This window comes from Chryseobacterium gambrini (assembly GCF_027920505.1).
In the GTDB taxonomy this organism is placed as follows: Bacteria; Bacteroidota; Bacteroidia; order Flavobacteriales; family Weeksellaceae; genus Chryseobacterium; species Chryseobacterium gambrini.
Genome location: NZ_CP115857.1, coordinates 2585666 through 2612665, shown reverse-complemented (window position 1 = coordinate 2612665; position 27000 = coordinate 2585666). Strand labels below are relative to the sequence as shown.

The window sequence follows — 27000 nt, the reverse complement described above, 5'->3', positions numbered from 1 at the left end:
CATTATTTTGCATTTTTATCTCCGCCTACCACCAATAAAATTGTTTTCAAAATAATAACAAGATCCAGTAAGAAACTCCAGTTTCTTACGTAGAAAGCATCTGCCAAAACTCTTTTGTTCATTTCCACTTCCACGTCTCCTGCATCACCGCGAAGTCCGTTTACCTGCGCAAGACCCGTAATTCCGGGACTTACCATACTTCTTAAACTGTATCTTCCGATTTTAGGTTTGTAATAATCGTCTACAGCCAACATATGCGGTCGCGGCCCTACAATAGACATTTCACCTTTCAAAACATTCAGGAACTGAGGCATTTCATCGAGGCTTGTTTTTCTTAAAAATTTCCCGATTTTCGTAATTCTGGAATCATTTTCCGAAGTGGTTTTGGTAGACGATTCATCGTTCACAACCATCGTCCTGAATTTGATGCATCTGAAAACTTCTTCATGGAAACCATATCTTTCCTGTATGAAAAAAACCGGACCTTTAGAAGATGAACGGATTAATATTGCAATGATCGGAAAAAGCCAAGAACAGATTCCCACCAAAACAATTACTGAAAAAATAACATCGAAAGTTCTTTTCAGCAGGAAATTAGAATGATAATCTAAAGGATATTTTGCCTGATTGAGGACAGGCTGCGTCTGAATATAGCCAATATCATACAGAAAAAAATTGTTCTGAACAATGCTTGGAATAAGGGAAATATGTACCTTATTGGCTTCTGCCAATCTGAAAATCTCTCTTTCCTGTTTTTCGTTGTATATATTTTCGGTCGGAATAAATAAGGTATGAATTCCGTTTGTCTTCCAGAAATCAATCAGCTCTTCAGCTTTAATTTCAGAATTTTTATAGTCGAAAATTTTATAACCGTAATCTCTTCTCTCCTTTAAAATATTCTTTAAAACTTCTGTAGAGCTGTTTTCGCTCAGGAACATGACATTTCTGTGGTTGATTCCGAGACTTCTGAAGTATTTAATTCCAAAATAAATTAAAGATTTCGCAAGGAAAATAAAGAAGAACAGGTAAAACGAAAGCCAGTAAATATCCGAATTGAAAAATACATTATAACTAACTTTTCCGATGAGTAAAACTCCGATAATAAAAAGCAAAAAATGAATTAAAAGCCTTTCTAAGAATAAGGTATAAGTAAGGTTTCTCGGAATATTATAAATCTTTGTCCTGCCGCTGAGAAGCATCCAGAACAGAAATAATAATGCCAGAGAAAATAAATTCTGATACCAGGTTTCCTGATTGTATTTTAAATTTTCATTTCTGCTCAGAAAAAAGAATATAAAAATAGATGCAATAACCATAAGGTCAAGCAAAACGATGATCGATTTCAGGTATCTGGAGTATCGAATTCTCTGCATCTATCAGTATTTCGGATACGAAAGGCTAAGTTACATATTTTTTACGGGATATTCAGGTACTTATGGGTCTGAACTGAGGCTCTCCATTCCGGATGTTCTAAAATGAAGTCTGTAATTTTAGGATACATTTCATCTCTTTTGCTCCATTCGCTCTGAAGATACAAAGTACAGTTTTCCGAAACTTTTGCGGCCTGTTCCTCTGCAAATTTAAAATCATTGTTATTGAAAACGATTACTTTAAGCTCATGAGCTTTGGCGTAAATTTCCTCTTTCGGAAGCCCTGTTTTCTTTGGCGAAAGCGTAATCCAGTCGATTTGTCCGCTCATAGGATAAGCGCCCGAAGTTTCAATATGGATGGAACAGCCCAGTTCTTTTAGCTTTCCGGTTAAAATATCAAGATTCCACATCAAAGGTTCACCGCCCGTCAAAACAATCGTTTTACAGTGTTTAGCTGCAGTTTCGGCAATCTTTTCTGCATTCATTAACGGATGGAGATTCGGATCCCAGCTTTCTTTTACATCACACCAATGGCAACCGACGTCGCAACCACCTAATCTGATGAAATAGGCTGCTTTTCCGGTATGCGCTCCTTCTCCCTGAAGAGTGTAAAAATGCTCCATTACAGGGAGCATTTTACCTTCTTTTAATAATATTTCTTCTGTTAAATTCATTTTAAAATTAGTCGTTATAGACCGAAGTTTTATAAGCAATGATGGTATTTTTCATCAGCATCGCTCTTGTCATAGGTCCAACTCCTCCCGGAACCGGCGTAATCCAGCTTGCCTTTGCTGCACAGCTGTCGAAATCGACGTCACCCGCCAAATAATATCCTTTTAGAGAATCGTCGTCTACTCTTGTAATACCTACATCCACAATTACAGCTCCTTCTTTTATCATTTCACCTTTTAAAAAGTGAGGATCACCTAAAGCGGTAATTACGATGTCTGCTTTTTTAGTATATTCTTCGATGTCTTTTGTGTAAGAGTGCGTTAACGTTACCGTAGAATTTCCCGGGAAATCTTTTCTTCCCATCAGAATGCTCATCGGTCTTCCTACAATTTTACTTCTTCCGATAATTACACAGTCTTTACCTTTTGTTTCAATATTATATCTTTCCAGTAATGTTAAAATTCCAAACGGTGTTGCCGGTAAGAACGTATCCATTTCCAAAGCCATTTTTCCGAAATTTTCAGGGTGGAAACCGTCAACATCTTTTCTCGGATCGATTGCGTTGATGATTTTTTCCTGATCAATCTGCTTTGGTAAAGGCAACTGAACGATAAATCCGTCTACTGCTTTCGACTTATTTAATTCATCGATCTTTTCCAATAATTCAGATTCTGAAACGGTGCTTGGAAATTTAATTAAGCTCGATTGAAATCCAACTTCTTCACAATCTTTTACTTTTGCATTTACGTAAGCCTTACTTGCTCCGTTGTTTCCCACAAGAATGGCTACCAAATGCGGTGCTCTTCTCTTGTTGGCGAGAATTTTTTCTACTTCAGCTTTGATTTCCTGTTTTATTTCTTTGGATACTTTTAATCCGTCAAGAATTTCTGCCATTTTTACTTTTATTACTTTTTATTAGATTTTTATGGATATTTTTCCGGATTCTGGTGTGTGCAGAAGACGGAAATTACATAAACCAATTTTTTAATTTCATCGATGTGAAATAAAATTATGTAAGGGAACTTTTTAAGAGGAAGCACTCTGACATCATCATATCTAATTTGAAAAAAAGGATTTCTTTCCAATTGATCATATGCTTTTGAAAGTTGTTTTTCGAAGTTGGATGCTACAGAATTAGAAATCTTTTTATAATAATTTATAGCTTCCAAAATATCGTCATCTGCTTCAGGATACTGAAAAATCTCAAATGCCATGATCGTTTTTCAACTTTTTTAAAAATTCTCTAGCCGGAGTGAACTCTTTATGATTTTTAGATTTTCTTTCATCAATCACCCTTTTCATTTCATCCGTCAGCTCAAAATCATCCTCATTTTTTTCAAAGCTGATTTTCATTTTTTTCAAAAGATTTTCCATTAAAGTTTCTTCTTCTTTATTTTTAAGATGAATGGTAATAGTACTCATATCTTTGTATTTTTAATCAAAATTAACGAAAATCAGCAATAATTTATTTGTTTGCTTTATAATAATTAATCAATCCGTTGGTTGAAGAATCATGTGAACTAACTGTTTCGTTGCTTTCAAGTTCCGGTAAAATTTTATTGGCTAAAACTTTTCCTAATTCCACACCGAACTGGTCGAAACTGAAAATATTCCAGATCACCCCCTGAACGAAAATTTTATGCTCATATAACGCAATTAACTGTCCTAATGAAAAAGGAGTTAATTCATTGATTAGTATTGAGTTAGTTGGAGTGTTTCCGTGGAAGACTTTATAGTTTAACAAGAAATCAATTTCCTCATCAGATTTTCCTGAATTTCTTAATTCTTCCTCAACTTCTTCTTCTGTTTTTCCGAAGGCAAGTGCTTCAGTCTGAGCGAAAAAGTTAGCCAACAATTTATCCTGATGGTCAGAAACTTTATTCGGACTTTTCGCATACGCAATAAAATCCGCGGGAATCAATTCTGTTCCTTGGTGAATCAACTGATAGAAAGCGTGCTGTCCGTTTGTTCCCGGCTCTCCCCAGATAATCGGTCCGGTTTCATATTCTACAAACTCACCGTTTCTGTCCACACATTTTCCGTTACTTTCCATATCACCCTGCTGGAAATAAGCAGGAAAACGGTCTAAATATTGCGAGTATGGAAGGATTGCATGAGTGGTTGCTGCATAGAAGTTTCTGTACCATATTCCGATCAGCCCCATTAAAACAGGAATATTTTCTCCAAAATCTGCCGTCTGAAAATGTTGGTCTGTATCGTAAGCTCCTCTTAATAGTTGTTCAAAATTTTCGTAACCCACTGCAAGAACGATACTTAAGCCAATCGCACTCCACAATGAGTATCTTCCGCCAACCCAATCCCAGAATTCGAAGATATTTTCTTCTGCAATGCCGAAGTCTTTAACTGCTTGAACGTTAGTTGATAAAGCGACAAAATGTTTTGCTACATCTTCCTGTTTTCCCGCTTTTAAGAGCCAGTCTTTGGCTGAGTTGGCATTCGTCATTGTTTCCTGAGTGGTAAATGTCTTGGAAGCAATGATAAATAATGTGGTTTCAGGATTTAAAGTTTTCACAGTTTCCGCCAGATGATTTCCGTCTACATTGGAAACAAAATGAACGTTTAACCTTGTTTTAAAATGCTTCAAAGCCGAAACGACCATCACAGGTCCCAAATCTGAACCTCCGATTCCGATGTTCACCACATCTGTAATTTCTTTTCCTGTAAAACCTTTGTGATCCCCTGAAATAATGCTTTCGGAAAAAGATTTCATATGATCTAGCACTCTTTTGATCTGAGGCTTGATATTTTCTCCGTCAACCAGAATTTCTTTGTCTGAAAAATCTCTCAAAGCAGTGTGCAAAACTGCTCTTCCTTCCGTTTCGTTAATTTTATCTCCCGAAAACATTTTGGAAATCGCATCTTTCAATTCACATTCTTCCGCAAGATTTAAAAGAAGATTTTTCGTTTTAGAATCGATTAAATTTTTAGAATAATCAAACAAAAAATTAGGTCTTTTGATTGAAAATTCATTGAAACGATTCGGATTATACTGAAAAAGGCTTCTTAAATCAAAATCATTATTCGCAAATTGGTCGTCAAGTGCTTTCCAGCTATTGGTTTGAGTAGGATTTATTTTTGATAGCATATCTTTAGAAATTAAGGTTTTGTGACTTCGGATTCAGGATTGTTGAATTCCAAATCCTCATGTAAAATTATTGATTTGCAAATTTACGGAATTTTAGTTCAATCATATTAATGGATGATTAAAAATCAAATGTATGTTGAGTAACAAATGAATTTTTTAAAATTTAAAATGCTTATTTTTAGGCATAATATTTCATGACATCATGCTGAACAGAAGAAATTTTATTAAAAAGTCATCTTTGGGAGTAGGATTTTTTGCTTTGCCTGTTTCTGCAAGATTTTTATTTGCAAACGATTACGTTTCTAAAAGACCGCCCTTGAGCGAAAGAAAATTCACTTCTGAGGCTGTTGAGAAAACCATCAAGACCATCAAAAAATCAATTGCTGATGAAGAATTGGCGTGGATGTTTGAAAACTGTTTTCCGAATACTTTAGATACCACGGTAAAATTTTACCAGAAAAATAATAAACCTTATACCTATGTGATCACAGGAGATATTGATGCGATGTGGCTTCGGGATTCTTCCGCGCAGGTTTATCCGTATTTAAGTCTCGCTAACGAAGATGAAAAACTGAAAAATCTTCTGAAAGGCGTCATTAATAAGCAGGTTGAATGCGTTCTTCTTGATCCTTATGCCAATGCATTTTTCAATGATGCCAATAAAGTAAGTGAATGGAAAAATGATTCTACCCAGATGAAACCCGGAATTCATGAAAGAAAATGGGAGATCGATTCACTTTGCTATGTTATGAGATTATCTTACAACTATTGGAAAATAACAGGAGATTCTTCCGTTTTTGATTCCGACTGGAAAAAAGCGATGCTTTTAATTTTGCAGACTTTTAAAGAACAGCAAAGAAAAGATTCAAAAGGACCATATAAATTTCAGCGATCCAACGGAAATCCTCTGGACACACAATTTGCCGGAGGTTATGGAAATCCTACAAAGAAAGTGGGGCTGATTCATTCGATGTTCAGACCTTCGGACGATGCGACTTTTTATCCGTTTTTAATTTCTTCCAATATGTTTGCGGTGGTTTCTTTGAGGGAGACTGCGGAAATTTTTTCTGAAATTTTTAAAGATGAAAATACCGTCGCTCAGTTTAAAAATTTAGCTAAAGAAGTGGATGAAGCCATTCAGAAATATGCAGTTTTAAATCATCCGGAAGCTGGGAAAATTTATGCCTTGGAAATCGATGGTTTCGGAAATGCTTTATTTATGGATGATGCCAATGTCCCGAATTTATTATCCATTCCGTATTTGGGTTACAGATCCAAAGAAGACGAGATCTATAAAAATACCCGAAAATTTTCTCTGAGCAAGGCGAATCCGTGGTTCAGCGAAGGTAAATTTGCCAAAGGAATTGGCGGACCGCACATCGGAGAGCATAAAATCTGGCCTTTGGGTTTGATTATGCAGGCTTTGACAACGGATGATAACGAAGAAATTGTTTCCTGCTTAAAAATGCTGAAAGCCACTCATGCCGGAACCGGATTTATTCACGAATCTTTTGATGTAGATAATCCGAAAGACTTTACAAGAGCTTGGTTTGCATGGGCAAATACATTGTTTGGAGAACTAATTCTTTATCTCTATAAAACAAAACCGGAAATTCTGAAAAGAAAGTTTTAAACACAAAAAACCTCCGGATTTACCGAAGGTTTATTGTAAAATTTAAAATATATATAGATAACCGAAGTTAGGATCGCTAAATTTCTGTACTAGCTTGTTTTTTAGCAGGTTTTCTTTTTCTTACAAAATAAATAGCGGCAATTCCGATTAATACAATTGGCCAGACTGTGATGAGTCCTACTACAATTTTCTGGATCAGATAATATCCTTCCACGAAAGCTGATTTTGCGCTGTACAGAAAATCAAATTTGTACTTATCGTCTATGCTTTGTGTGTTGGTAACTGCAATTTCTGCGACTCTTATTTTGGGTTCTTTAATGTAAATGTCAACAGTGCTGTATTTCAGCATATCGGTCATATTCATGCTTTCCAGTTGCTGGCTGTTTCCTTCCTTCATATTTTCATCGCTCATGGTTACTTTGTCTTTATTTACCTTCATCTGAGCAATATTGTCGGTTGTTTTCTTATTGCGCTGAGCTTCCAGAGCCGAATATTTTATATTTGCCGTTACATCTTCCGCATTAATCGATCTTGCATTCAGGAACAGTTTTTTATTATTAATTAAAGTCAGCAGTTCGCCCAGTTTTTCTGTAGGAACTCTTACCTGCATGGCATTTTCGGACTGATATTTTTTTATCAGCATTGCCTGTTCATCCGATGTATTGTAGGTTTCCTCAGAAACCACATTGCTTTTCAGGTCGCTGTGCGTTACGAAGCCTCCCAATTCCTGAACGGATTTTTCAATGGATATGGTCGCGTCATAGACATCTTTTACTTCCATATTCACGTCTGCGGTTTTAATGAACTGCTTGTCTTTTACCTTCATGGTTGCCACAGAAGAAACACTGTCCGAAGATATTGCTATTGCCGAATCAGCAGATGCATATTTTTCAAGATTTTCGGAAGAAACTTCTCCTTTTTTGCATGAATAAATTCCCAGTAAAAGTGCTGTTGCGATGCTTAGTCTGATGTACTTCGTTTTCATAGATATAGATTTTTTAATGTTTGCTTATCCCAAAGTTCAGACAGAATCGTTTGTAATATTTGAAAATGAAACGTAAAAATTCTGTAAAGAGAAATTCTGTTTTAAGTGGTTGTAATTCATTGTTTTGTAAATTGTGGGCTATTCAGCTACCTCATTTTCGGAGTAATTTTTGCTGTTCTTTTACAAATCAAACACAACAAATTATTATGTCAAATACTTTTTCCAAAATCCGAAACGCCATAGAATTATTCAGATCCATAGATTTTGATCAGTTGAGTGCTATTTCTCAAAAAGTAAATCTTCCCAAGCTGATGGAAAATTTCTCCAAATTAGACGATAAACAGCTTAACGGAATGATGAAAATGCTCGATCCGAATAAAAAGAAGAAAGAGCTTCCTGATATAGACGGCGATTTCTACGACATCTATCACACATTAAGTCCTGAACAGCGGGAAATTCAGTTAAAAGTGAGAGCGTTCATGGAAAAAGAAGTAAAACCGCTTGTTAATCACTACTGGCTGCGTGATGAATTTCCTCACGAACTGATTCCAAAATTTCAAAAACTGAATATCTGCGGAGTTACTTACGAAGGGTACGGCTGTCCCGGAATGCCTTTTCTAATGGAAGGTGTTATTGCGATGGAAATGGCTAGAATTGATGCTTCTATTGCTACTTTTTTCGGAGTGCAGTCCGGTTTGTCGATGGGTTCCATTTATATCTGCGGTTCCGAAGAGCAAAAACAGAAATGGCTTCCACAGATGCAGAAGTTTGAAAAAATCGGAGCCTTTGGATTAACAGAACCCGAAGTAGGTTCCGGAGCAGCGGGAGGATTAACGGTAACTTGCAAAAAAACACCTGAAGGCTGGATTCTGAACGGACAGAAAAAATGGATCGGAAATGCAACGTTTGCAGATTTAATTATTATCTGGGCAAGAGATCTTGATGATGGCGAAGTGAAAGGATTTATTGTTGAAAAAGACAATCCGGGGTATTCCGTTGAGAAAATCAAAGGAAAAATGGCGTTGAGAATTGTTCAGAATGGTTTGATTACGCTGAAAGATTGTTTGGTGACAGAAGAAAACAGGTTGCAGAATGCCAATTCCTTTAAAGACACCGCAAAAGTTTTGCGAATGACGAGAGCAGGAGTAGCATGGATGGCTACAGGATGCGCAAGAGGAGCGTATGAAAGTGCGTTGGATTACACCAGAAAAAGAGAACAGTTCGGAAAACCGATTGCTTCTTTTCAGATGATTCAGGGGCACTTGGTAGAGATGCTTTCTAATCTTACGGCAATGCAGACCATGGTTTTCAGGCTTTCTGAAATGCAGGATGAAGGAATTTTAAAAGATGAACACGCTTCTCTGGCAAAAGTTTTCTGTACCATGAGAACCAGAGATATTGTTTCCAGAGCGCGTGAAGTGATGGGCGGAAACGGAATTCTGCTCGAATATGATGTGGCAAGATTTGTAGCTGATGCAGAAGCTATTTATTCTTACGAAGGCACAAAAGAAATCAACTCCCTTATCGTAGGAAGATCAATTACAGGTTTCAGTGCATTTGTATGATGATGTAAAAGTGAATGGTCAATGGTCAATTCGCTTTGTTTGGCAATTTTAAAATTCACGTGCGTAGCAAAATTCACCATTGACCATTTAGTCTATTATTTCACTAAGGTTTTATATTTTTCTTTATTGTCGATAATCATCCAAATATTGATAAGGAAAAGAACTCCGGCAATTGACATTCCCATGGGAGATTTGTCTAAGGTAAAGATATGACAGACAATTCCGATCATTACCGGAAGAATAATAATGGCGCCCAAAGCTCTCGTTTTAGCAAAAATAAAAAGCAGACCGCCTATAACTTCGACTACTCCTGTAAGCGGCATCAGCCAACTGATTTCTCCAAATGCGGCAAAAAGTTTCATTTGTTCGGGAGTCGGCTTTTCCATCGGCATATAATTGAAGAATTTGTTTAATCCGGCATTAATGAACATCAATCCGAAAAGAAGGGAAAGGATAAATTTTACGATTTTCATGTTATGATTTTTTATTAAAGTTAAATAAAAATATAATCGGCTGATTAAAAAGGAAATGAAATTTAAATAAATTCTCGGTTTTGAGAAATATTTATTGAATTATATGGATTGATTTAATATATTTGTTGTGCAAGACAAATAAAACTAAATATTATGCTGAAAAATCTTAAAAAACTAAATCGTGCAGATTTAAGAGAAATTAAAGGAGGTGGAGGCGCAGAAAAATGCGATATCGGACCTGTTGGATGTCCTTGTAAAATTCCGCCGGGCGATCCCTGTTTAGGTGGAGGAGGAGATCCGGGAAATCCTGGCGATCCTGTAGGATATTGTCCGGACAGCGGTCAGTATATCTACTGTACAGAAACCTGCCCAAATGGATTACAGCCGCTTTGTGCATTGTAAAAATAAAAGCCTTCGATTTTGAAGGCTTTCTTTTTTATAGTTAATGCTTGATAATCAATCCATTTCCTTTAAAGTAATGTTCTTGGAAATTTTATAGGTTTTCTTCTTTTTATCGGGCTTTTCTTCTTCACCCAGCAATTTTCCCCAAGGCTGAAGTCCCTGAACTCTTTCGAAAATTATTTTAATGATGGCGATAGCCGGAATGCACAGAAACATCCCCGCAATTCCCCAAAGATGTTCCCCGATAAGAATTCCTATAAATGAAAATAAAGCATTGATTTTTACTTTGGAACCCACCACAAATGGCAGAATAATATTTCCGTCTACAATATGAACCGCAATATAGCCCATTGCCACATAAATACAGGTAGATGGAGTAGAGGTTGCGAAAGCGATAAAACATGAAATCAAAAGACTGATGCAGATTCCCAGATACGGAATTACATTTAACAAGCCCGTAAGAACTCCTAAAAGAATGGCGTATTTTACTCCCAGAATCGTAAGAACAATAGAAGTAAGGACGGAAACGATTAAAATCTGAAGACACAATCCGATAATGTACTTTTTGGTCATCACTCTTACTTCGCCTACCACTTCCTGAACGCTGGCTTTATGTTTTTCATTAAAAACGGTAATAATAAAGTTGTTTAAAACTCTTCTGTAATTTAAGATGAAGATAAAAAACAGAATAAAAAACACAAAGAATCCTAAACTCGAGGAAAAAATCCCAAAAGTAAAGCCCAGAATAACGCCAGATGAAGAAAGAAGTTTATTCAGTCCCTGATCAATATAATTAAGCTGCTCATCTATTTTTACGTGAAAAGTTCTGGAAACCCAGTGCTGAATGTCTTCCGCGACCGAGGTGAACTGCTTTTTAAGGTGTGGAATATCTTTACTGAAATCCGAAAGCTGTGATCCGAAAAAGTAAATTAATCCCGTTAAAATGAACAGCATCATTAAAACAGAAGCAATGGTCGACATGGATCTTGTAAATCTTAATCTTTTCTCCAGAAAATTGGCAATAAGCAGAAACAGCATCGCCATTAAAAATGCCAGAAAAAACGGAGCTAAAATACTCTGCCCCAAAGCAAGAAGATATCCCAATCCGATGATGGAAATAATAACCAGCGTGAGTTTTACAAGAAAAGGGAGCCGAACTGTATTCATAATTTAAAATCTTACTTCTATAAAATTAGTAAAAACACTTGTAACAGAAGGGCTATTTTTCAATTTGTTTAACATAACTTCAATTCAGTGTCCCGGATTATTCAATGTATAAGATCATTATTATTGGATTCTGTATTCTTAAGTTTACCAAAGAAAAAAGGACAGAAATAAGTCTCTGTCCTTAATTTGTTCCCAAAAATGAGAACTTGTGATAATTTTAATGATATTTATAAAACTTTTTCAACGGTAACGTAACTGTTATTGGTTACGGTATAAGATACAGTTCCTCCTATTTCTGAAACTGTTTCCAGGGTAATATACTGTCCCTGAACCATGTATACGGAAAAATCAAGGTTTATTTTCCTGTTTGTTCCGTCGAAGTTTACTGTATTTTCAAGCAACTGGCATCGGAGCGCATCATTTACATACAATCCTGCTCCGAGTCTGTTGCTGAAAGTTCCTGCAGGACCTGTGAAGGTAAGATTAAGATTAATTCTGTATAATCCGGTCTGCCGAATATACAATCGGTTGATATTGGCTCCTCCAGTTCCCACATTCGTTTTCAGCTTTAGCGGATCTGCAAGAAAATTCGGTTTATCAATTAAAGAATTTATCGGAAGCAGAGTTGATCCTAAAGTTGTACTTACAGAATTAATCTGAAATCTTGAAATATTATCAGATTCCACTTCAAATGCTTTACTCCATGCCAATCCGTCAAAAACCATCGTCTGTCCTGTACTCTTTACAAATAAGAGCATTCCTCTCAGGTTTTCTATTCTGGCAGAAGGTGCGTTGCTGCCTGTAAAAGGCAGATCCGTCTCAGTTTCTACAGCGGGAAGACCAAATCCTTTTACTCCTGTCGCTTCACTAGCATTGGTGATGTACAGCATTACCTGATCAGAGCCATTCGCATTTAAGTCGGGATTAGTAAGATTGGTGAAATTAATCTGAGCGCTGCAAATATTCAGTAAAAAGATAAATAGTAAATAAATATTTTTTTTCATCATTAATAGTTTTTAATTAAACGCGCTGCCAAATACGAGTAAAGAGCATTAGAATCTGTTCCGTAAGCAGATAAAGAGCCTCCCGAAATAGCATTTGAGCTGATTTCCGGAACCACTCTGAGCTCTGCTCCTGAAGGTAAGTAGACGGTCTGCGAAAAGCTTGAAGTCTTGTTTCCCTGTGTGTCGATTACAAAAATAATAGAATAATTGGTCTTGGTAACTACAGTTTCCCAATCTGATGTTGAGGTATATTTTACCTGAAGACTCATTTTAAATTCTGTAATTCCTGCCTGTAATCCGAAACTACCTCCTGTAAAGCCTAAGGCAACAGCAATATCGTAGATGCCGGATTGTTTTATAGTTACATTTCCTGTGTTTTTTAATGTTAAATTGTCTACGAGCACCTGGCTTCGGTTATCTGCAGCCAGATAAGTAGGCGTGTTTCCGGCGAAGCAGAATCCGATCCCAAATGAAATGCAGGGAATCGTAATCCCTGAAGAGACTCCTAAACGGGAAGCTTTCGGCTGATAGATCGCCTGAATCTGTCTTGCAGGATTCCAGGAATATCCGTCGTATTTATAGTACTGATCATCATTTTTACTGTAGATCAGACTTCCTGTAAGATTAGGATAATCATCAAAAATATCCGTTGCAGACGCATTGTATTTCGGGAAGGTTGTATAGGTATTGGAAAAGGGAAGAATAACACCTTTGGATCCATCCACGATTTTTACAATGTTTTTTGTACTGATATCATTTCCGCCGATTACTATTTGTCCATGAAATAGCTGGAGGGAAAATATTACGGCAAATAATAAATTTTTTTTCATCATTACATGTTTATTTTTTCTATAATAATTTCAGAAACAGAGTTTCCTGTTTTATCCATAGAGAAAAACATATTGTTTCCTCCCAATACTCCTGTACACACGCCCGTTCCGATGTTTTGTGTACCGTTCATTGTCAGTCTCAGTTTATCACCTGCATTGAAAACGCCTACGTAGGTAAAAGAAAGTGCCTGTCCCACGTCAATAGCACCTGGAGCTAAGGTAGTTACCGATAAGGCTCCGGATGTTGAGCTGCTTGAATTATTATTAATAGGTCTCCACGTTGCATCTGTAGAAGAACTTAATTCCAGATTTACCCTCGATTGAAGATTGATAACAACTCCTGCACACAAAGGCGTACTTATATCAATCGCGCCGCTTTTAAAAGAAATCTTATAAAGACCTTTTTCATTTATATTAATCACATTGCTGTTCGTAGAGGCAAGAGCAACACTCGAAGAAATATCATTAAAAACAGGACTGCTGTTTGTAAAAAGAATATTTTCCGTAGAGCAGGTTCTTACGGTAAGCGCGCAGGCTAATCCGCACGTTCCGCAAGATGAAGTTACAACGCCGGATCTTATGAATCTTGCCATTTTATTGCTCTTCATGGTGCTTACAATAGGATCCGATATTTTCCAGGTTGTGCCGTCATTCTGTACAATACTTCCGGTTTCTCGGTTGAATATTATTGATCCCTGAGTTCCTGTTCCGGTAGTTGCCGTTTCGGAGACGGGCAAAGATAATGCTGTATTGGATCTCGGAATCCTTGCTGCGAAATTATCCTGCTTTATATGCAGCATTGCTCTTGAATCCGGTTGAAAAGAAGTGTCTTTCGAAATCCCTATTTGAGCGTTTGGCAAAAACGAAAGAAGACCAAAGAACAATAAAATAATTTTTGTTTTCATCGCTAGTTTTTCAATTTGTTATAAATAATCTGATACAGCCAAATACCTACTTGGGCTTCGTCCAACAATGGATGATGGTAATTTCTTAAATGTCGGGTCTGGTGGCTGGTGAAAATCTGTAAGATTTTTAAAGTTTTTAACTGAAAGCTGAAACTTTAAAATGTTTTTGCTTACACAAAGTTCATTATAAAAAAGAAAAATTATTGTTGATCTATATCAATAAAAAACGTTGATCTAAATCAACGTTTTTTATAATACTGAATAAAATTTATAAGAATTTACTGGTTTTTCAGCATATTGCTTTTAATCCTGCTATAAGTTTCTTTGGTTAAACCAAGATAAGAAGCAATAAGATGTTGCGGGAATTTCTGAAAAAAATCCGGATAACAGTTTTCAAGTTCCTGTATTCTTTGTTTTGCAGGCAGCATATTGGTCGCATAAAGCCGTTTTAAAAGCTGTAAAGACTGTCTTTCAAAAAGAATCCTGCGCGCTTCAAGAATAAAAGGCTGATTGATAAGATGCTCTTCAAAATCTTCTTTTGTAAATATCAACAGCTCGGAACGCTGATATGCCTGAATATAATATGATGAAGGTATATTTTTCAACATGCTTTCCCTGTCTCCGACCCACCAGTTGTCTATAAGTAAACCCAGAACTTTCTCTTTACCTTTTTCATCAAGAGAATACTGTTTAATAGCTCCCTTAACGATAAATCCGGTTAATTTACATATTTCACCTTGCTGAAGAAAATACTGGTTCTTTAATAAAGTCTTAGGTTTGAAAACCTCTTTGATGATCTTAATTTCTTCGGGATTGAGAGGCGAAGCTAACAATCCATTCAAATATGAAATAAATTTATTATACATCTTTTTTCCGAATATAATTTTAGTAACATTATGTTTTTTTATACGATTATTTTGTGTTTGTGTAATACAAAATTATGAAATATTTCGTTGTTCTGTAGATAATAATTGTTTAAAATTTCGATATTTTAAGTAATCCTCTAATCTGTTTTCTCTATAGTTAAGGAATTTGTAATTTTAATTAGTGGTTGCTTAACTTATGTAATTCAAAATTATCCGTCTATAAAGAAAAAAAAGCCATAGCAATTGAGTTTTGCTATGGCCTGTTAAATTTATTTTAAAGATTACTTTCTTTACTCTAAAATTTTATTGAAAAAGAATTTACTTCTCCAACGCGATTTCGATAACTTCTTCCATTCTGTTTACATAATGTACATTCAGGTTTTTCAGATAATCTTTTTTAATTTCTTCCACATCTTTTCTGTTGGCTTCACAAAGAATAACCTCTTTAATTCCCGCTCTAGTTGCAGCAAGAAGTTTTTCTTTAATTCCGCCCACCGGAAGAACTTTTCCTCTTAAAGTAATCTCTCCGGTCATGGCAAGATGAGGTCTTATTTTTTTATTTTTAAATGAAGAAACCATAGAAGTTAGCATCGCAATTCCCGCAGAAGGTCCGTCTTTTGGCGTTGCACCTTCCGGAACGTGAACGTGGATGTTTTTCTTTTCGATATCATCCTGAGAAATTCCCAGTTCGTCATGTTTCGCTTTAATATATTCCAGTGCAATAGTTGCAGATTCTTTCATCACGGTTCCTAAATTTCCGGTCATGGATAATGAACCTTTTCCGTTGCTCAAAATACTTTCAATGAATAAAATATCTCCGCCAACGCTCGTCCACGCAAGACCTGTAACAACCCCCGGAACTCCTGTGATTTCCGACAGGCTTTTCGGTCTCGGGACACCTAAAATTTCATCCACTTTTTCGATCGAGATTTTAGGATCGTAATCTTTAACCAAAGCTGTCTGCAAAGCTACCCAACGCGCGATTCCTGCAATTCTTTTTTCCAGAGATCTTACGCCGCTTTCCGAAGTGTGCGCTTCGATGATATGTTTTAATTCAGCATTTCCGAGTTTAAAAGATTTAGCATCCAAACCGTTTTCTTCCTGCTGTTTTTTAATTAAATGTCTTTTGGCGATTTCAATTTTTTCCTCCAAAGTATAGCCTGCAATCTGAATGATTTCAGTTCTGTCTAACAAAGGAGTCTGAATGGTAGATAATGAATTTGCCGTTGCAATAAACATTACTTTAGACAAATCATACCCCATTTCCAAGAAATTATCGTAGAAAGACTTATTTTGTTCAGGATCAAGAACTTCTAAAAGTGCCGAACTTGGATCACCATGCAATCCCTGTCCGATTTTATCCATTTCATCCAAAACAATCACCGGATTGGAAGTTCCGGATTTCTTGATAGACTGAAGAATTCTTCCCGCCATTGCACCAATGTAGGTTTTTCTGTGACCACGGATTTCACTTTCATCGTGAAGACCACCCAAAGAAAGTCTTACATATTTTCTTCCCAGTGCATCAGCAACAGATTTTCCCAGTGACGTTTTACCGACTCCGGGAGGTCCCACAAGCAAAAGAATAGGGGATTTCATGTTGTTTTTAAGCTTTAAAACAGCCATATGTTCCAGAATTCTTTTCTTGATATCTTCTAAACCGAAATGGGCTTTATCTAAAATTTTCTCCGCTTTGGCAATATCAAAAACATCTTTGGTATAGGTTTCCCAAGGAAGATCCGTAAAGAAATCCAAGTAATTTCTCTGAACATTGTAATCCGGCGAATTAGGATTCTGACGCTGCAAACGGTTGATTTCCTTCTGGAAATGTTCTTCTACTTCATCACTCCATTTTTTTTCTCTCGCCTTTTTAATAAGATCTTCTATGTCGCCTTCTGTACCGCCTCCCAATTCTTCCTGAATCGTTCTGATCTGCTGGTTCAGGAAATATTCTCTCTGCTGTTTATCAAGATCCTTTGAAGTTTTCTGATGGATCTGGTTTCTCAGTTCCAGCTTTCTGAAATCCTCATGCATCATCTCGTAGCACTTGTTGGCTCTTTCCATCAGATTCTTTTCTTCAAGAAGCTTTTGCTTATCGGAAGAAGGGAAATTGGCGTTTGTGCAAATGAAATTCAACAGGTCATCATTGTTGTTGATGTTTTTGATGGCGAAGTTAGCCGCATTCGGAATGTTCGGATCCAGCTCAATGATTTTCAGGGCAAGATCTTTCACATTTTCCAGTAAAGCTTCGTATTCTTCTTTATTTTTAGGCTTGGAATCCTTTAATTTTGATATTTCTGCTTTAAAATAAGGCTGTGTTTCAACCACTTTCTTGATTTTGAATCGGTGAAAACCTTTCGTAATCGCAGTAATATTTCCTTCCGGAAGTTTAATGATTTTGATGATCTTTGCTAAAGTTCCGGTCTGGTATAAATCTTTTTCGGAAGGCTGCTCAAGATCAGAATTTTTCTGGCTTACGATTCCGATGAAATCGCCATTTTTCTGGGCTTCTTCCAACAGTTGGATAGATGCTTTTCTTCCGGCAGTAATCGGGATCACAACATTGGGGAACATCACCATATTTCTTACAGGAAGGATCGGGAATATCTTTTGCTCCGAATTTTTTTCTGTTTCCGCAAGATCATCAATGTTGATTTCCTGAGCTACAATATCAAATCCGTCGCTTATCATTTCTTCTAAACTAATATCTTCAAATTCTGTCATAGTAAATCGAATGACAAATTGTCATTATCGTTTTAATTCGTTAACGTGAAATTTCATAATATGTTTTGAAAAGGCAATCCATATTATGTGTGCTTAAAATGCACAAGACTTATGCCATTTGTTTTTTACTAAAAAATACGGTCAAAATTTCCTTTTTTATAAAAATTAAATTTTAAAAATTAAAATAAAGGTCTTGTATTTCCGTAATTTCTTAAAAATGTGTATTTTCGCAAACTGATAAAAAACTATAATTTATATAATGGCAATTTTAGGACAAATTAGGAGTAGACCTTGGCTTTTGATGGGAGTAATTGCACTGGCGCTTTTGGCGTTCCTTGTAAACCCCGACAGTATTGATAAGGTTTTTGGTAAAAATCCTGATGTTTTAGGAAAAGTGAATGGTGAGAAAATTACCCGTGAAGAGTTTAACGATCAACTTTTCGTACTGCAACAACAGGCTGAACAGCAAGGTCAACCAAAAAATGGTCTTGAAGAGCAGGCTTGGCAATTGCTTGTGCAATCGAAGCTGATCAAACAGCAATTCGAGAAAATGGGCTTCGAAATGACGGACGATTACTTCTGGAACCAGATCCAGTACGATCAGATGTTTGCACAGCAGAAGCAGTTTTTTGATGAGAAAGGTAATTTCAAAACCCAGGAGCTTAAAAAACAGATAGAAGATATGAAAGCGGCTTCGCCGGAAGGGTACAACCAATGGTTGAAAACCAGAAAATCAATCGAGTACAGATTGATGGCGAGACAGGTATTTGCTAATGTTTCTACAGGAATCACTACAGGTAAAAAAGAAGCTGAAGAGTTGATGAGAGAAAGAGATCAGTTAGCTGATATCGATTTCGTAAAAGTAGATTATGCAGCTTATCTTCAAAAAAACAACATTAAAGTTACCACTGAAGATTTAGCAAATTATATCAAGCAGCATCCGATAATGTTCAAAGCGGAAGAAAGCAGAAATATAGGAATCGTTTATTTCCCTTCTCAGCCAAGTCCTGCAGATGATGCGGCGGCTCAGAAAGAAATCAATAAATTATTCTCTGTAGGAAGCGATGCAAGCGGAGGTTCTGAAAACTTCCAGAATACAAAGAACGACTCTATGTTCATCATGGCGAATTCTGATATGCCTTTCAATCCACAGTATCTGAAGCCAAACCAATTGCCTCAGACGATTCAGGCGCAGCTTCCGACAGCAGCGATCGGTCAGACTTTTGGTCCTTACAAAGAGCAGAATTTTTATGTAGTTTCTAAACTTTTAGATAAAAAGACTTCAGATTCTACATTATCAAGACATATTCTAATCGCTTTCAAAGGAAGTCCTGCGGGAGAAGGAGTTACAAGATCCAAAGAACAGGCTAAGAAACTGGCAGATTCTATCGGAGCAATTGTAAAAGCTAATCCGGGGAAATTTACAGAATTCCTTAAATTATCAAACGATCCAAATTCTGCTGCACAAGGTGGTAGCTTAGGATGGACAACTCCTGAAACACCTTTCGTTCCTGAGTTTTTAAAATATCTGTCTGAAAACCCTAAAGGTGCGACAGGTGTTGTAGAAACACAGTTCGGGTATCATATCATCAACATTGAAGATAAAAAACCGGGAGCAATGGCTTATAAAGTGGCAAACTTGGTAAAAGCGGTTAAACCTTCTGATGCTACGGAAGCAGAAGTAAACAAAAAAGCAAGCAGATTCGTTCAGCAGGTTCAGGGGAAATCTTTCAACGATTTCGTGAATATTGCTAAAAAAGCAAACTATCAGTTCTCTAATCCTAAACAGGCGAAGAGATTCGACGGACAGCTTCAGGGATTAGGAACAGACAAAGATCCGGAAATCCTTGCATGGGCTTTTGACAAGAAAAGAGAAAAAGGAGATACTGAATTGTTTACAGTAGACGGAACAGGAGATAAAATTGTAGTTTACTTAAACGGGAAGCAGGAAAAAGGAACTGCAGATCCTGAATCTGTAAGAGATCAGATTGAAGTAGTGGTTAAAAATAAACTGGCTGCAAAACAGATTTCAGAGAAAATCGCGAAAGCAGGAAATTTAGATCAGATTGCTAAGCAGTTCGGAACTACAAAACAATCTGCACAGGTTAACTTATTAAATCCTTCAGTAGCAGGTTCTATGGAGCCAAAAGTTGCCGGAGCTGCATTCGGAGTGAAGAAAGGACAGCTTTCTAAGCCGGTTGAAGGAGGAACGGGAGTTTATGTTCTTATTAAAAAGAATGAGATCACAAACAAACAGCCCGGAGATCTTAAACAGTTTACAGAATCTGTTACCCAGAGAAACGGCGGAATGTTCGGGCAGGCTTGGTTAAAGAGCTTACAGGACAATTCGGATATCGAAGATTACAGAATTGAGATCTGGAACAAGCTAGGTTCTCAGCAACAATAAAAATAATTTTTCAGATAGATAAAAAGCGGCAAAGTTTTTGCCGCTTTTTTTGTGTGTAACGCAGAGCAATAGAGAAAAACATTCATTTAAATGTAGTATATTTGCTCATTAGAAAAAATTTAGCAAGTGAAGTTCAGTAAAGAATTAAAAGCTGGTGTGATCGCACTATTGGCCATTGTCGGCTTTGTGGTGCTTTTTCAATTTATGAAAGGCAGAAGCCTTTTTACTACCGATAATATATTTTACGCACAATATGATAACGTCGAGGGATTGGCACAATCTTCCCCTGTTTCCATTAACGGATTAAAGGTAGGACAGGTCGATAAAATTATTCCTCATACATCTAAGGACGGTAAAATCGATTTTCTTGTAAAAATTACGGTTGATAATAATTTTGAATTCTCAAAAAATTCAACATTGGAAATTTTTGAACCGAGTTTAATGGGAGGAAAAGAAATGAGAATTAACCTGATGTACGGAGGTCCAACGGCAAAAGACGGAGATACTTTAAAAGGAGCATTTAAATTGGGAACTTTAGGAAGCCTTTCTTCACAGGTAGGTCCTGTAAAAGATCAATTACAGGTTGTTTTACACAGAGTAGACTCTCTGATGACGAATGCCAATCAGCTTGTTGATGCGCAAAACAGACAGGAAATTAAATTATTACTGGCTAATCTTAACAAAACGGTTGCCGCTTTACAGACTACGGCAGGAAGCGTAAATTCCTTAGTGGGTCACAACGATCCTAAGCTTCAGAAAGTATTGGATGATGCAAGTATTACCATGCAGAGCGGAAAAGTTACTTTGGATAAGTACGGAAATCTAGCAGAAAGCATTGATACTAAAAAGCTGAATGCTACCATCGCTAATTTAGATGCTACAGTAGGACAGTTAAATAATGTGGTTTCAGGAATCGACAGAGGGGAAGGAAGTTTAGGGAAAATTATGAAAGACGATCAGCTTTACAACAATCTGAATGCCGCTTCAAACAATCTTAATTCTTTGATCGAAGATTTGAAAGCGCACCCAAAAAAATATGTTAACTTCTCCGTTTTCGGAAAAAATAATAAAGACTAATTTTTTAAACCATGCATTATATCCCTAATATTATTTTTCTGATTTTATTAATTGCAGGTTTTGGACTTTTTGTAAAAAGTCTGCAGAAGATATATAGAAACATCAGATTAGGACGTGAGATCAATCGCAGCGACAGAAGAGGAGAAAGATGGGCAACAATGGCAACTGTTGCAATGGGGCAGAGTAAGATGACAAAACGTCCTGTAGCCGGAATTTTACACCTTTTTGTGTATGTAGGCTTCATCATCATCAATATCGAGCTTATCGAAATTGTGGTTGATGGAATCTTCGGAACACACAGATTTTTATCAACCATTTTAGGAAATACCGTTTATGGTTTCTTTACCGCTACTTTAGAAGTTTTGGCACTTTTAGTGGTAATTGGCGTCGTTGTATTTTTTATCCGTAGAAATTTTTACGGAGTAAAAAGATTAACGATGAAAGAACTTTTAGGATGGCCAAAAGAAGATGCAAACTGGATTCTGATTATCGAATTTGCTTTGATGATGGCTTTCTTTACCATGAACGCTTCAGACTTTATTCTCCAGTCAAATGGTTACGGTCATTTTGTAAAAGTAGGATCTTTCCCGATCAGCGAAATGACGTTCGTTCCGTTTCTTGAAGTTTTCAGTTTTGATAACGGATTCTTATTCGGGGTTGAAAGAGCAGCTTGGTGGTTCCATTTTGTAGGGATATTATTCTTCATGAATTATCTTTATTATTCAAAACATTTACACATCATTCTTGCTTTTCCGAGCACTTGGTATGCAAACCTTGAAGAAAAAGGAAAATTCAATAATCTTGAATCTGTAACGAAAGAAATTAAACTGATGATGGATCCGAATGCAGATCCTTACGCAGCTCCGGCAGAAGGAGAGGCGGAAACGCCTGCAAAATTCGGAGCAGAAGATATTTTCGATCTTAATCAGGTTCAGTTGTTAAATGCCTATTCATGTACAGAATGCGGTCGTTGTACTGCAGTTTGTCCGGCAAATATTACCGGCAAAAAATTGTCTCCGAGAGCCATTTTAATGAAGACAAGAGACCGTCTTGAAGAAGTCGGCAAAAACATTGATAAAAACGGAAAGTTTGTAGACGACGGAAAAAAACTGTTGAACGACTACATCACCAAAGAAGAATTATGGGCCTGTACCACCTGTAACGCATGTACAGAAGCTTGTCCTGTATTGTTAGATCCTCTTTCTATCATTTTCGAAATGAGAAGATTCCTTGTTATGGAGCAATCTGCTGCACCACAAGAACTGAATCTTATGATGACGAATGTAGAAAACAACGCTGCACCGTGGCAATACAATCAGGCAGACCGTCTGAACTGGGCAAAAGACTAATTAATGTAACAATCTAAAATGTAACGATGTAGCAATCTTTTCATTGAAAACTGTTACATTGTGATATTGATAAACTGATATAAAATGGATTTCAATATAAAAACAATGGCAGAATATGCTGCCGAAGGAAAATCGCCTGAAGTTTTATTTTGGGTAGGTTGTGCCGGAAGTTTCGACGACCGCGCTAAAAAAATCACGAAAGCATTTTGCAAAATTTTAAATAAAATAGGCGTTGAATTCGCGGTACTTGGTCAGGAAGAAAGCTGTACAGGAGATCCCGCAAAACGTGCCGGAAATGAGTTCGTTTTCCAGATGATGGCTTTAACCAATATCGAAATTCTGAACGCTTACGAAGTAAAAAGAATCGTTACGGCTTGTCCACACTGCTTTAATACGCTTAAAAATGAATATCCGAATTTAGGAGGGAACTATGAAGTAATGCATCACACTCAGTTCCTTAAAAAATTAATGGAAGAAGGGCGCTTGAAAATTGAAGGTGGCGCATTCAGCGGTAAAAAGATTACCTTCCATGATCCTTGTTATCTGGGAAGAGCCAATGAAGAATATGAAGCGCCGAGACTTTTACTGGAAAAACTGGATGCCGAACTGGTAGAAATGAAGCGTTGCAAGACCAATGGTCTTTGCTGTGGAGCAGGAGGAGCACAAATGTTTAAAGAACCTGAAAAAGGAAAAAAAGACATCAATATCGAAAGAACTGAAGAAGCTCTGTCTTTCGAGCCTAAAGTAATCGCAACAGGATGTCCTTTCTGTAATACGATGATGACGGACGGTGTAAAACATTTTAATAAAAATGATGAAGTTGCCGTGAAAGATATTGTAGAACTTTTAGCGGAAGCTGAAGATTTATAAAAAAATAGCTCAAAAGTATAAGACTCAGGATTTTTCCTGAGTTTTTTGTTTTATGATAATTCTGTAGTGTCGGATTAATGTGTGAAGAAAAAATTGTAATTTTACCTTTTAAATTGATTAAAATGAAGATTGAAGAATCTAATATCGTAGAAGCAAACGACTACAGAGTAATAATATATCCTGCATCAAGACCTTTTGAAACAAAAGAAGCCAAACAGATAACAGAGAAACTTTTTGATTTTCTGGCAACTTGGGCAGCACACGGAAAACCGCTTTCATCGTCTTTTAAAATTGAGAAAAATCAGTTTATTATCATCTGTGTGGATGAAGAGAAGGAAATGGCTTCCGGATGCAGTATTGATGCACTTGGGAAAGTAATGAGAGAAATTGATGAAGAATATCAATTGGGATTATTCGACAGAATGAAAGCCAGCTTCATAGAAAATGGAGAAGTAAAAACCTTGAAGCTGAATGACTTTAAGTCAAAAGTAAGAAACGGAGAAATTGCTAAAGACATTCAGGTTTTTGATTTTTCTAAAAATACCTATCTCGAATTTATAGGGAATTTTCTTTTGCCATTCGATAGAAGTTGGGCGGCTTCTATAAAGTAATAATTCATGCAGGTCCTTTTTATTTCGTCTTGGTTTCCTAACAAATTAGAGCCTACCAACGGAAATTTCGTACAGAGACATGCGGAAGCCGTTTCTTTATTGCACGATGTTGAAATTTTACATGCAATAGGGGATTCTGAACAGAATGAAAGCTATATTTTCGAGGAAAATCATAGTAATGGAATAAAAACGATTATAGTTTACTATAAAAAATCTAAAAATCCGGCATTAAATTTTGTAAGAAGACTTCGGGCTTATAAGTTGGGTTTTTCACAACTCCGGAAACCAGATTTGTTGCATGTGAATATTTTGGATAAATCTATGCTGTTTGCGGTTTATTTAAAAAAAAAATATCAAATTCCTTTTGTTGTAACAGAACACTGGTCTTTATTTCTTGAAATCAACAGAAATAGACTCTCATTTGCAACGTTATCTGTTGCCCGATTTATAGCAAAAAGAGCATCATTTATTTTTCCGGTAAGTGAGAATTTAATGAATAACTTAAAAGAGCTGAAAATTGGTGAGAAATTTAAAGTTGTTGGAAATGTTGTAGATACAAATCGTTTTACTCCTGCAAAACATCATTCGGATATTTTCAGATTTCTTCATATCTCCAATCTGATCGCTTTAAAAAATCCGGATATTATTATAAAAACTGCAATTCAGCTGAGAAAAGAGTTTAAAAACTTTCAACTCAGCATTGGAGGTGACGGAAACATAGAAAGATTAAACAAAATCATTAAGGAAAATAAAGCGGAGGATTTCATAACAACATTTGGAGAACTTACCCATGATGAAGTTGCCCAACAAATGAAGAACAGCGATTGTTTTGTATTGTTCAGCGAATATGAAAATTTACCCTGTGTACTTCTTGAGTCTATTTCTTCCGGCATACAGGTAATATCAACCCGCGTAGGAGGTGTACCTGAGATTGTGAAAAATAACTGCGGAATCATCATTGGAAAGACTGAAGAAGAATTATATGCTGCAATGAAGAGTGTTTTAAATGAGACCTATAAACCGGATTCCCCGACGGAACTTCACCAGTACATTGTAGACAATTTTTCTATGTTGAAAATAGCGGAAAAATTCGATGAGATTTACAGGAAAGTGGTTTAAATGATTTTTAATTTAAAAAGCATAAATTTCCAGCCACAAAACTAATATGAATAGCTTAAAGGATTTTATTAAAGCATTTTTTGCCAACAAAGGACAGTATGTATTTCTGTCTCTTTTGATAGCGAAAATATGTGCATTTTCAGGATCTGTAATGATGATCAGGCTTTTGCCTGAAAAAGAATTCGGAATACTAAGCATTGTGGCGTCTGTTTTTGCCATCTTTGTACCTTTCAGCGGTTTTGGCAGTTTTCAGAGTTTGATACGTTATGGTTCTTTATGCCCAACTGAAAATGAAAAAAAAGACCTTTCTGTTTATCTTTTTAAAAAAGGGTTTCTGTATCAGCTTTTTCTCAGCATCGTATTTTTTTTAATTGCGATTCTTTATGTAAATCATTACTACTACATATTTTATATATTTTTTTTCTTTGCTGTACGGCTCATCGGGGTGTATTTTCTTAGTCACAAACAGGTTGAGCTTCGCATACATATGAAGAACAGCGAATATGCCATGCTTAATAATATCGTGAATATTGGAGGATTGGTCATGATGATTGCTTTTTCTTTTTTTGGGGGACTCTACGGATATTTGCTTGCTAATTTAATCGCTCCATTTCTTTCTCTTTTCTGGTATAAAGAGCCGTTGTGGAAGATTGCGGCTCCCACGATAAAATTTCAAAAGAAAGAGATCTGGAATTTTGCTTTTCATGCTTCTGTAACAGCTTTGTTGTCAGATGCCTTTTTTTCGGCAGATATTTTACTCCTCAACTTTTTTAAAGATGAAAGTGTAGTTGCTAATTATAAAGTCGTTCTGCTTCTTCCATCCAATATTACTTTTTTAGCGCTTTCTTTTATGCAGAGCGATTATCCTGTCTTAGCAAAAAACTCTTATAACAGATCTTTTTTAATCAGTTATGTTATTAATTACTATAAAGTTTTTATTCCTGTTTCTATCTTAATATTTACGCTCGGATGTTTTTTCAGTACTTTTTTAATTAAATTATTTTTCGGAATAAAATATGTAGACAATTCATTTGCTTTCTGTCTTTTATTAGGAGCATTTTGCGGAAGCATGCTTTTAAGGAACCTTTACGGAAATATGCTTTCTGCAGTAGGTCTCATGAAAAGGAATACCTTTTATTCCATTTTGTCTTTGCTGCTTTTGGCAGGATTTTCCTTTTTTTTAGTTCCAGAAAACGGAGTTATAGGAATGGCGGTTTCTTTAGCGGCAACATTAACTGTTATTGGTTTTTTAATGATGTTTTCGTTCTTCGTTTATCTTAGAACATTGAAATGAATTATCTTTGTAACATGAGAAATATTGTTTTTGGATTTCTGGTCATTTTTTGTGCCTTTCTGAGCTGCAGAACGGATGATGAAGATTTGCAGAAAATCGATCAGATTTTGAATGTTTATATGAAGAACGGAGCAGGACGAGATCTGTTTCATGCGAAAAAAGATCAGACCTATTTTACGTACTCTCTGAACGATGTTAACGGATCTAAAGATGTTTCTCCGGTAAGCAGTACTTTGCGGGCAACGGCAGATTCCACTCTTTTTATTGAATATATTGCAGGCGCCAAAAGAGTAGGGCTGGATACATTAGATCCGAATAACAAGACCTATCAGTCGGTGATCACGGTTTCACTGGTGAAAAGACTTAATAATACCATTTTGGATACCATTAACGAAACCCTGAAAATCCAGTATCATATGACGCCTTCGGTTTTCGAGGTCTCGAAAGTCTATTACAACGATACTTTAAGGTTTACAAAAACACCGGGTTCCCCGAATGTTGTTACTATCGTAAAATAATTTTATACATTTGCAAAACTGTTGACATTCTGATGTTCAACATTCTAATAACT

At 36.3% G+C, this 27000-nt stretch carries 25 protein-coding genes; 11 read left to right on the top strand and 14 right to left on the bottom strand.

Annotation, left to right across the window (positions count from 1 at the left end; genetic code table 11):
• Window positions 1–2 precede the first annotated feature (2 nt).
• Genes PFY09_RS11795 through pgi form a run of 6 tightly spaced genes read right to left on the bottom strand, consistent with a single transcriptional unit; the run spans window position 3 to window position 5148 of the window.
• Window positions 3–1373, bottom strand: a complete 1371-nt coding sequence (locus PFY09_RS11795; RefSeq protein ID WP_076393811.1) for an exopolysaccharide biosynthesis polyprenyl glycosylphosphotransferase — start codon at window positions 1371–1373, stop codon at window positions 3–5.
• Window positions 1374–1414: 41 nt separating this feature from the next.
• Entirely contained in the window at window positions 1415–2044 is a 630-nt protein-coding gene (locus tag PFY09_RS11790; protein ID WP_271159830.1) for a 7-carboxy-7-deazaguanine synthase QueE, read from the bottom strand.
• Between the two features lie 7 nt (window positions 2045–2051).
• Window positions 2052–2936, bottom strand: a complete 885-nt coding sequence (locus PFY09_RS11785; protein ID WP_271159829.1) for a bifunctional 5,10-methylenetetrahydrofolate dehydrogenase/5,10-methenyltetrahydrofolate cyclohydrolase — start codon at window positions 2934–2936, stop codon at window positions 2052–2054.
• A gap of 29 nt (window positions 2937–2965) precedes the next feature.
• Complete coding sequence (locus PFY09_RS11780; RefSeq protein ID WP_271159828.1) at window positions 2966–3256, bottom strand: type II toxin-antitoxin system RelE/ParE family toxin; 291 nt, start codon at window positions 3254–3256, stop codon at window positions 2966–2968.
• A complete protein-coding gene (locus PFY09_RS11775; RefSeq protein WP_256041087.1) occupies window positions 3246–3464 on the bottom strand; it encodes a hypothetical protein in 219 nt (72 codons plus the stop codon). Before PFY09_RS11775 ends, PFY09_RS11780 begins: the two co-directional genes overlap by 11 nt.
• A gap of 43 nt (window positions 3465–3507) precedes the next feature.
• A complete protein-coding gene (gene pgi, locus PFY09_RS11770) occupies window positions 3508–5148 on the bottom strand; it encodes a glucose-6-phosphate isomerase (RefSeq protein WP_271159827.1) in 1641 nt (546 codons plus the stop codon).
• A 205-nt stretch (window positions 5149–5353) separates the two neighbouring features.
• On the opposite strand from pgi, the gene PFY09_RS11765 reads away from it, so the two are divergent.
• Window positions 5354–6781, top strand: coding sequence for a glycoside hydrolase family 125 protein (locus PFY09_RS11765; protein ID WP_271162346.1), 1428 nt, complete (start codon window positions 5354–5356; stop codon window positions 6779–6781).
• 76 nt (window positions 6782–6857) lie between these two features.
• Here the strand turns inward: PFY09_RS11765 and PFY09_RS11760 are convergent, their stop codons facing one another.
• Window positions 6858–7766: a DUF4349 domain-containing protein gene (locus tag PFY09_RS11760; protein ID WP_271159826.1), complete on the bottom strand. Its 909-nt coding sequence runs from the start codon at window positions 7764–7766 to the stop codon at window positions 6858–6860.
• Window positions 7767–7972: 206 nt separating this feature from the next.
• On the opposite strand from PFY09_RS11760, the gene PFY09_RS11755 reads away from it, so the two are divergent.
• On the top strand, window positions 7973–9331 hold the full coding sequence (locus PFY09_RS11755; protein ID WP_256040559.1) for an acyl-CoA dehydrogenase family protein: 1359 nt from the start codon (window positions 7973–7975) through the stop codon (window positions 9329–9331).
• 95 nt (window positions 9332–9426) lie between these two features.
• Here the strand turns inward: PFY09_RS11755 and PFY09_RS11750 are convergent, their stop codons facing one another.
• Entirely contained in the window at window positions 9427–9804 is a 378-nt protein-coding gene (locus PFY09_RS11750) for a DoxX family protein (RefSeq protein ID WP_271159825.1), read from the bottom strand.
• A 153-nt stretch (window positions 9805–9957) separates the two neighbouring features.
• On the opposite strand from PFY09_RS11750, the gene PFY09_RS11745 reads away from it, so the two are divergent.
• Window positions 9958–10206: a bacteriocin-like protein gene (locus PFY09_RS11745; protein ID WP_076393790.1), complete on the top strand. Its 249-nt coding sequence runs from the start codon at window positions 9958–9960 to the stop codon at window positions 10204–10206.
• Between the two features lie 54 nt (window positions 10207–10260).
• Here the strand turns inward: PFY09_RS11745 and PFY09_RS11740 are convergent, their stop codons facing one another.
• The 6 genes from PFY09_RS11740 to lon all read right to left on the bottom strand — a co-directional run bounded on the left by PFY09_RS11740 (window position 10261) and on the right by lon (window position 17702).
• Entirely contained in the window at window positions 10261–11373 is a 1113-nt protein-coding gene (locus tag PFY09_RS11740) for an AI-2E family transporter (protein ID WP_271159824.1), read from the bottom strand.
• A gap of 227 nt (window positions 11374–11600) precedes the next feature.
• Window positions 11601–12377: a hypothetical protein gene (locus tag PFY09_RS11735; RefSeq protein ID WP_271159823.1), complete on the bottom strand. Its 777-nt coding sequence runs from the start codon at window positions 12375–12377 to the stop codon at window positions 11601–11603.
• A 2-nt stretch (window positions 12378–12379) separates the two neighbouring features.
• Window positions 12380–13207, bottom strand: coding sequence for a hypothetical protein (locus PFY09_RS11730; protein ID WP_271159822.1), 828 nt, complete (start codon window positions 13205–13207; stop codon window positions 12380–12382).
• Window positions 13208–13209: 2 nt separating this feature from the next.
• Complete coding sequence (locus PFY09_RS11725) at window positions 13210–14112, bottom strand: hypothetical protein (RefSeq protein WP_108410126.1); 903 nt, start codon at window positions 14110–14112, stop codon at window positions 13210–13212.
• A gap of 278 nt (window positions 14113–14390) precedes the next feature.
• Complete coding sequence (locus PFY09_RS11720) at window positions 14391–14978, bottom strand: Crp/Fnr family transcriptional regulator (protein WP_076393780.1); 588 nt, start codon at window positions 14976–14978, stop codon at window positions 14391–14393.
• A gap of 318 nt (window positions 14979–15296) precedes the next feature.
• Window positions 15297–17702: an endopeptidase La gene (lon, locus tag PFY09_RS11715; protein WP_271159821.1), complete on the bottom strand. Its 2406-nt coding sequence runs from the start codon at window positions 17700–17702 to the stop codon at window positions 15297–15299.
• A gap of 259 nt (window positions 17703–17961) precedes the next feature.
• Between lon and PFY09_RS11710 the strand changes: the two genes are divergently transcribed.
• From PFY09_RS11710 to PFY09_RS11675, 8 genes are all read left to right on the top strand, one after another.
• Window positions 17962–20109 (top strand): peptidylprolyl isomerase, encoded by a 2148-nt coding sequence (locus PFY09_RS11710; protein ID WP_271159820.1) that lies wholly within the window; start codon window positions 17962–17964, stop codon window positions 20107–20109.
• A 126-nt stretch (window positions 20110–20235) separates the two neighbouring features.
• Window positions 20236–21186, top strand: a complete 951-nt coding sequence (locus PFY09_RS11705) for an MlaD family protein (protein WP_271159819.1) — start codon at window positions 20236–20238, stop codon at window positions 21184–21186.
• 11 nt (window positions 21187–21197) lie between these two features.
• Complete coding sequence (locus PFY09_RS11700; RefSeq protein WP_076393773.1) at window positions 21198–22535, top strand: 4Fe-4S dicluster domain-containing protein; 1338 nt, start codon at window positions 21198–21200, stop codon at window positions 22533–22535.
• A gap of 84 nt (window positions 22536–22619) precedes the next feature.
• Window positions 22620–23405 carry a (Fe-S)-binding protein gene (locus PFY09_RS11695; RefSeq protein WP_087708232.1) on the top strand — a complete coding sequence of 262 codons (786 nt, stop codon included), beginning with the start codon at window positions 22620–22622 and terminating at the stop codon, window positions 23403–23405.
• Between the two features lie 122 nt (window positions 23406–23527).
• The gene (locus tag PFY09_RS11690; protein ID WP_076394112.1) at window positions 23528–24016 is read left to right on the top strand and encodes a hypothetical protein; all 489 of its coding nucleotides are present in this window, start codon (window positions 23528–23530) and stop codon (window positions 24014–24016) included.
• 6 nt (window positions 24017–24022) lie between these two features.
• Window positions 24023–25135, top strand: a complete 1113-nt coding sequence (locus PFY09_RS11685; protein WP_271159818.1) for a glycosyltransferase — start codon at window positions 24023–24025, stop codon at window positions 25133–25135.
• Between the two features lie 46 nt (window positions 25136–25181).
• Complete coding sequence (locus tag PFY09_RS11680) at window positions 25182–26429, top strand: oligosaccharide flippase family protein (RefSeq protein ID WP_271159817.1); 1248 nt, start codon at window positions 25182–25184, stop codon at window positions 26427–26429.
• Between the two features lie 14 nt (window positions 26430–26443).
• Entirely contained in the window at window positions 26444–26947 is a 504-nt protein-coding gene (locus tag PFY09_RS11675) for a hypothetical protein (protein WP_076393764.1), read from the top strand.
• Window positions 26948–27000 lie beyond the last annotated feature (53 nt).

Excerpts from the sequence above, each read along its gene's own strand:
- PFY09_RS11760 (WP_271159826.1), bottom strand. The coding sequence starts at position 7,766 with ATGAAAACGAAGTACATCAGACTAAGCATCGCAACAGCACTTTTACTG.
- PFY09_RS11690 (WP_076394112.1), top strand. The coding sequence starts at position 23,528 with ATGAAGATTGAAGAATCTAATATCGTAGAAGCAAACGACTACAGAGTA.
- PFY09_RS11795 (WP_076393811.1), bottom strand. The coding sequence starts at position 1,373 with ATGCAGAGAATTCGATACTCCAGATACCTGAAATCGATCATCGTTTTG.
- PFY09_RS11740 (WP_271159824.1), bottom strand. The coding sequence starts at position 11,373 with ATGAATACAGTTCGGCTCCCTTTTCTTGTAAAACTCACGCTGGTTATT.
- PFY09_RS11750 (WP_271159825.1), bottom strand. The coding sequence starts at position 9,804 with ATGAAAATCGTAAAATTTATCCTTTCCCTTCTTTTCGGATTGATGTTC.
- PFY09_RS11680 (WP_271159817.1), top strand. The coding sequence starts at position 25,182 with ATGAATAGCTTAAAGGATTTTATTAAAGCATTTTTTGCCAACAAAGGA.
- PFY09_RS11730 (WP_271159822.1), bottom strand. The coding sequence starts at position 13,207 with ATGAAAAAAAATTTATTATTTGCCGTAATATTTTCCCTCCAGCTATTT.
- pgi (WP_271159827.1), bottom strand. The coding sequence starts at position 5,148 with ATGCTATCAAAAATAAATCCTACTCAAACCAATAGCTGGAAAGCACTT.
- PFY09_RS11710 (WP_271159820.1), top strand. The coding sequence starts at position 17,962 with ATGGCAATTTTAGGACAAATTAGGAGTAGACCTTGGCTTTTGATGGGA.
- PFY09_RS11745 (WP_076393790.1), top strand. The coding sequence starts at position 9,958 with ATGCTGAAAAATCTTAAAAAACTAAATCGTGCAGATTTAAGAGAAATT.
- PFY09_RS11785 (WP_271159829.1), bottom strand. The coding sequence starts at position 2,936 with ATGGCAGAAATTCTTGACGGATTAAAAGTATCCAAAGAAATAAAACAG.
- PFY09_RS11775 (WP_256041087.1), bottom strand. The coding sequence starts at position 3,464 with ATGAGTACTATTACCATTCATCTTAAAAATAAAGAAGAAGAAACTTTA.
- PFY09_RS11755 (WP_256040559.1), top strand. The coding sequence starts at position 7,973 with ATGTCAAATACTTTTTCCAAAATCCGAAACGCCATAGAATTATTCAGA.
- PFY09_RS11700 (WP_076393773.1), top strand. The coding sequence starts at position 21,198 with ATGCATTATATCCCTAATATTATTTTTCTGATTTTATTAATTGCAGGT.
- PFY09_RS11685 (WP_271159818.1), top strand. The coding sequence starts at position 24,023 with ATGCAGGTCCTTTTTATTTCGTCTTGGTTTCCTAACAAATTAGAGCCT.
- PFY09_RS11780 (WP_271159828.1), bottom strand. The coding sequence starts at position 3,256 with ATGGCATTTGAGATTTTTCAGTATCCTGAAGCAGATGACGATATTTTG.
- PFY09_RS11725 (WP_108410126.1), bottom strand. The coding sequence starts at position 14,112 with ATGAAAACAAAAATTATTTTATTGTTCTTTGGTCTTCTTTCGTTTTTG.
- PFY09_RS11790 (WP_271159830.1), bottom strand. The coding sequence starts at position 2,044 with ATGAATTTAACAGAAGAAATATTATTAAAAGAAGGTAAAATGCTCCCT.
- lon (WP_271159821.1), bottom strand. The coding sequence starts at position 17,702 with ATGACAGAATTTGAAGATATTAGTTTAGAAGAAATGATAAGCGACGGA.
- PFY09_RS11695 (WP_087708232.1), top strand. The coding sequence starts at position 22,620 with ATGGATTTCAATATAAAAACAATGGCAGAATATGCTGCCGAAGGAAAA.
- PFY09_RS11720 (WP_076393780.1), bottom strand. The coding sequence starts at position 14,978 with ATGTATAATAAATTTATTTCATATTTGAATGGATTGTTAGCTTCGCCT.
- PFY09_RS11675 (WP_076393764.1), top strand. The coding sequence starts at position 26,444 with ATGAGAAATATTGTTTTTGGATTTCTGGTCATTTTTTGTGCCTTTCTG.
- PFY09_RS11735 (WP_271159823.1), bottom strand. The coding sequence starts at position 12,377 with ATGAAAAAAAATATTTATTTACTATTTATCTTTTTACTGAATATTTGC.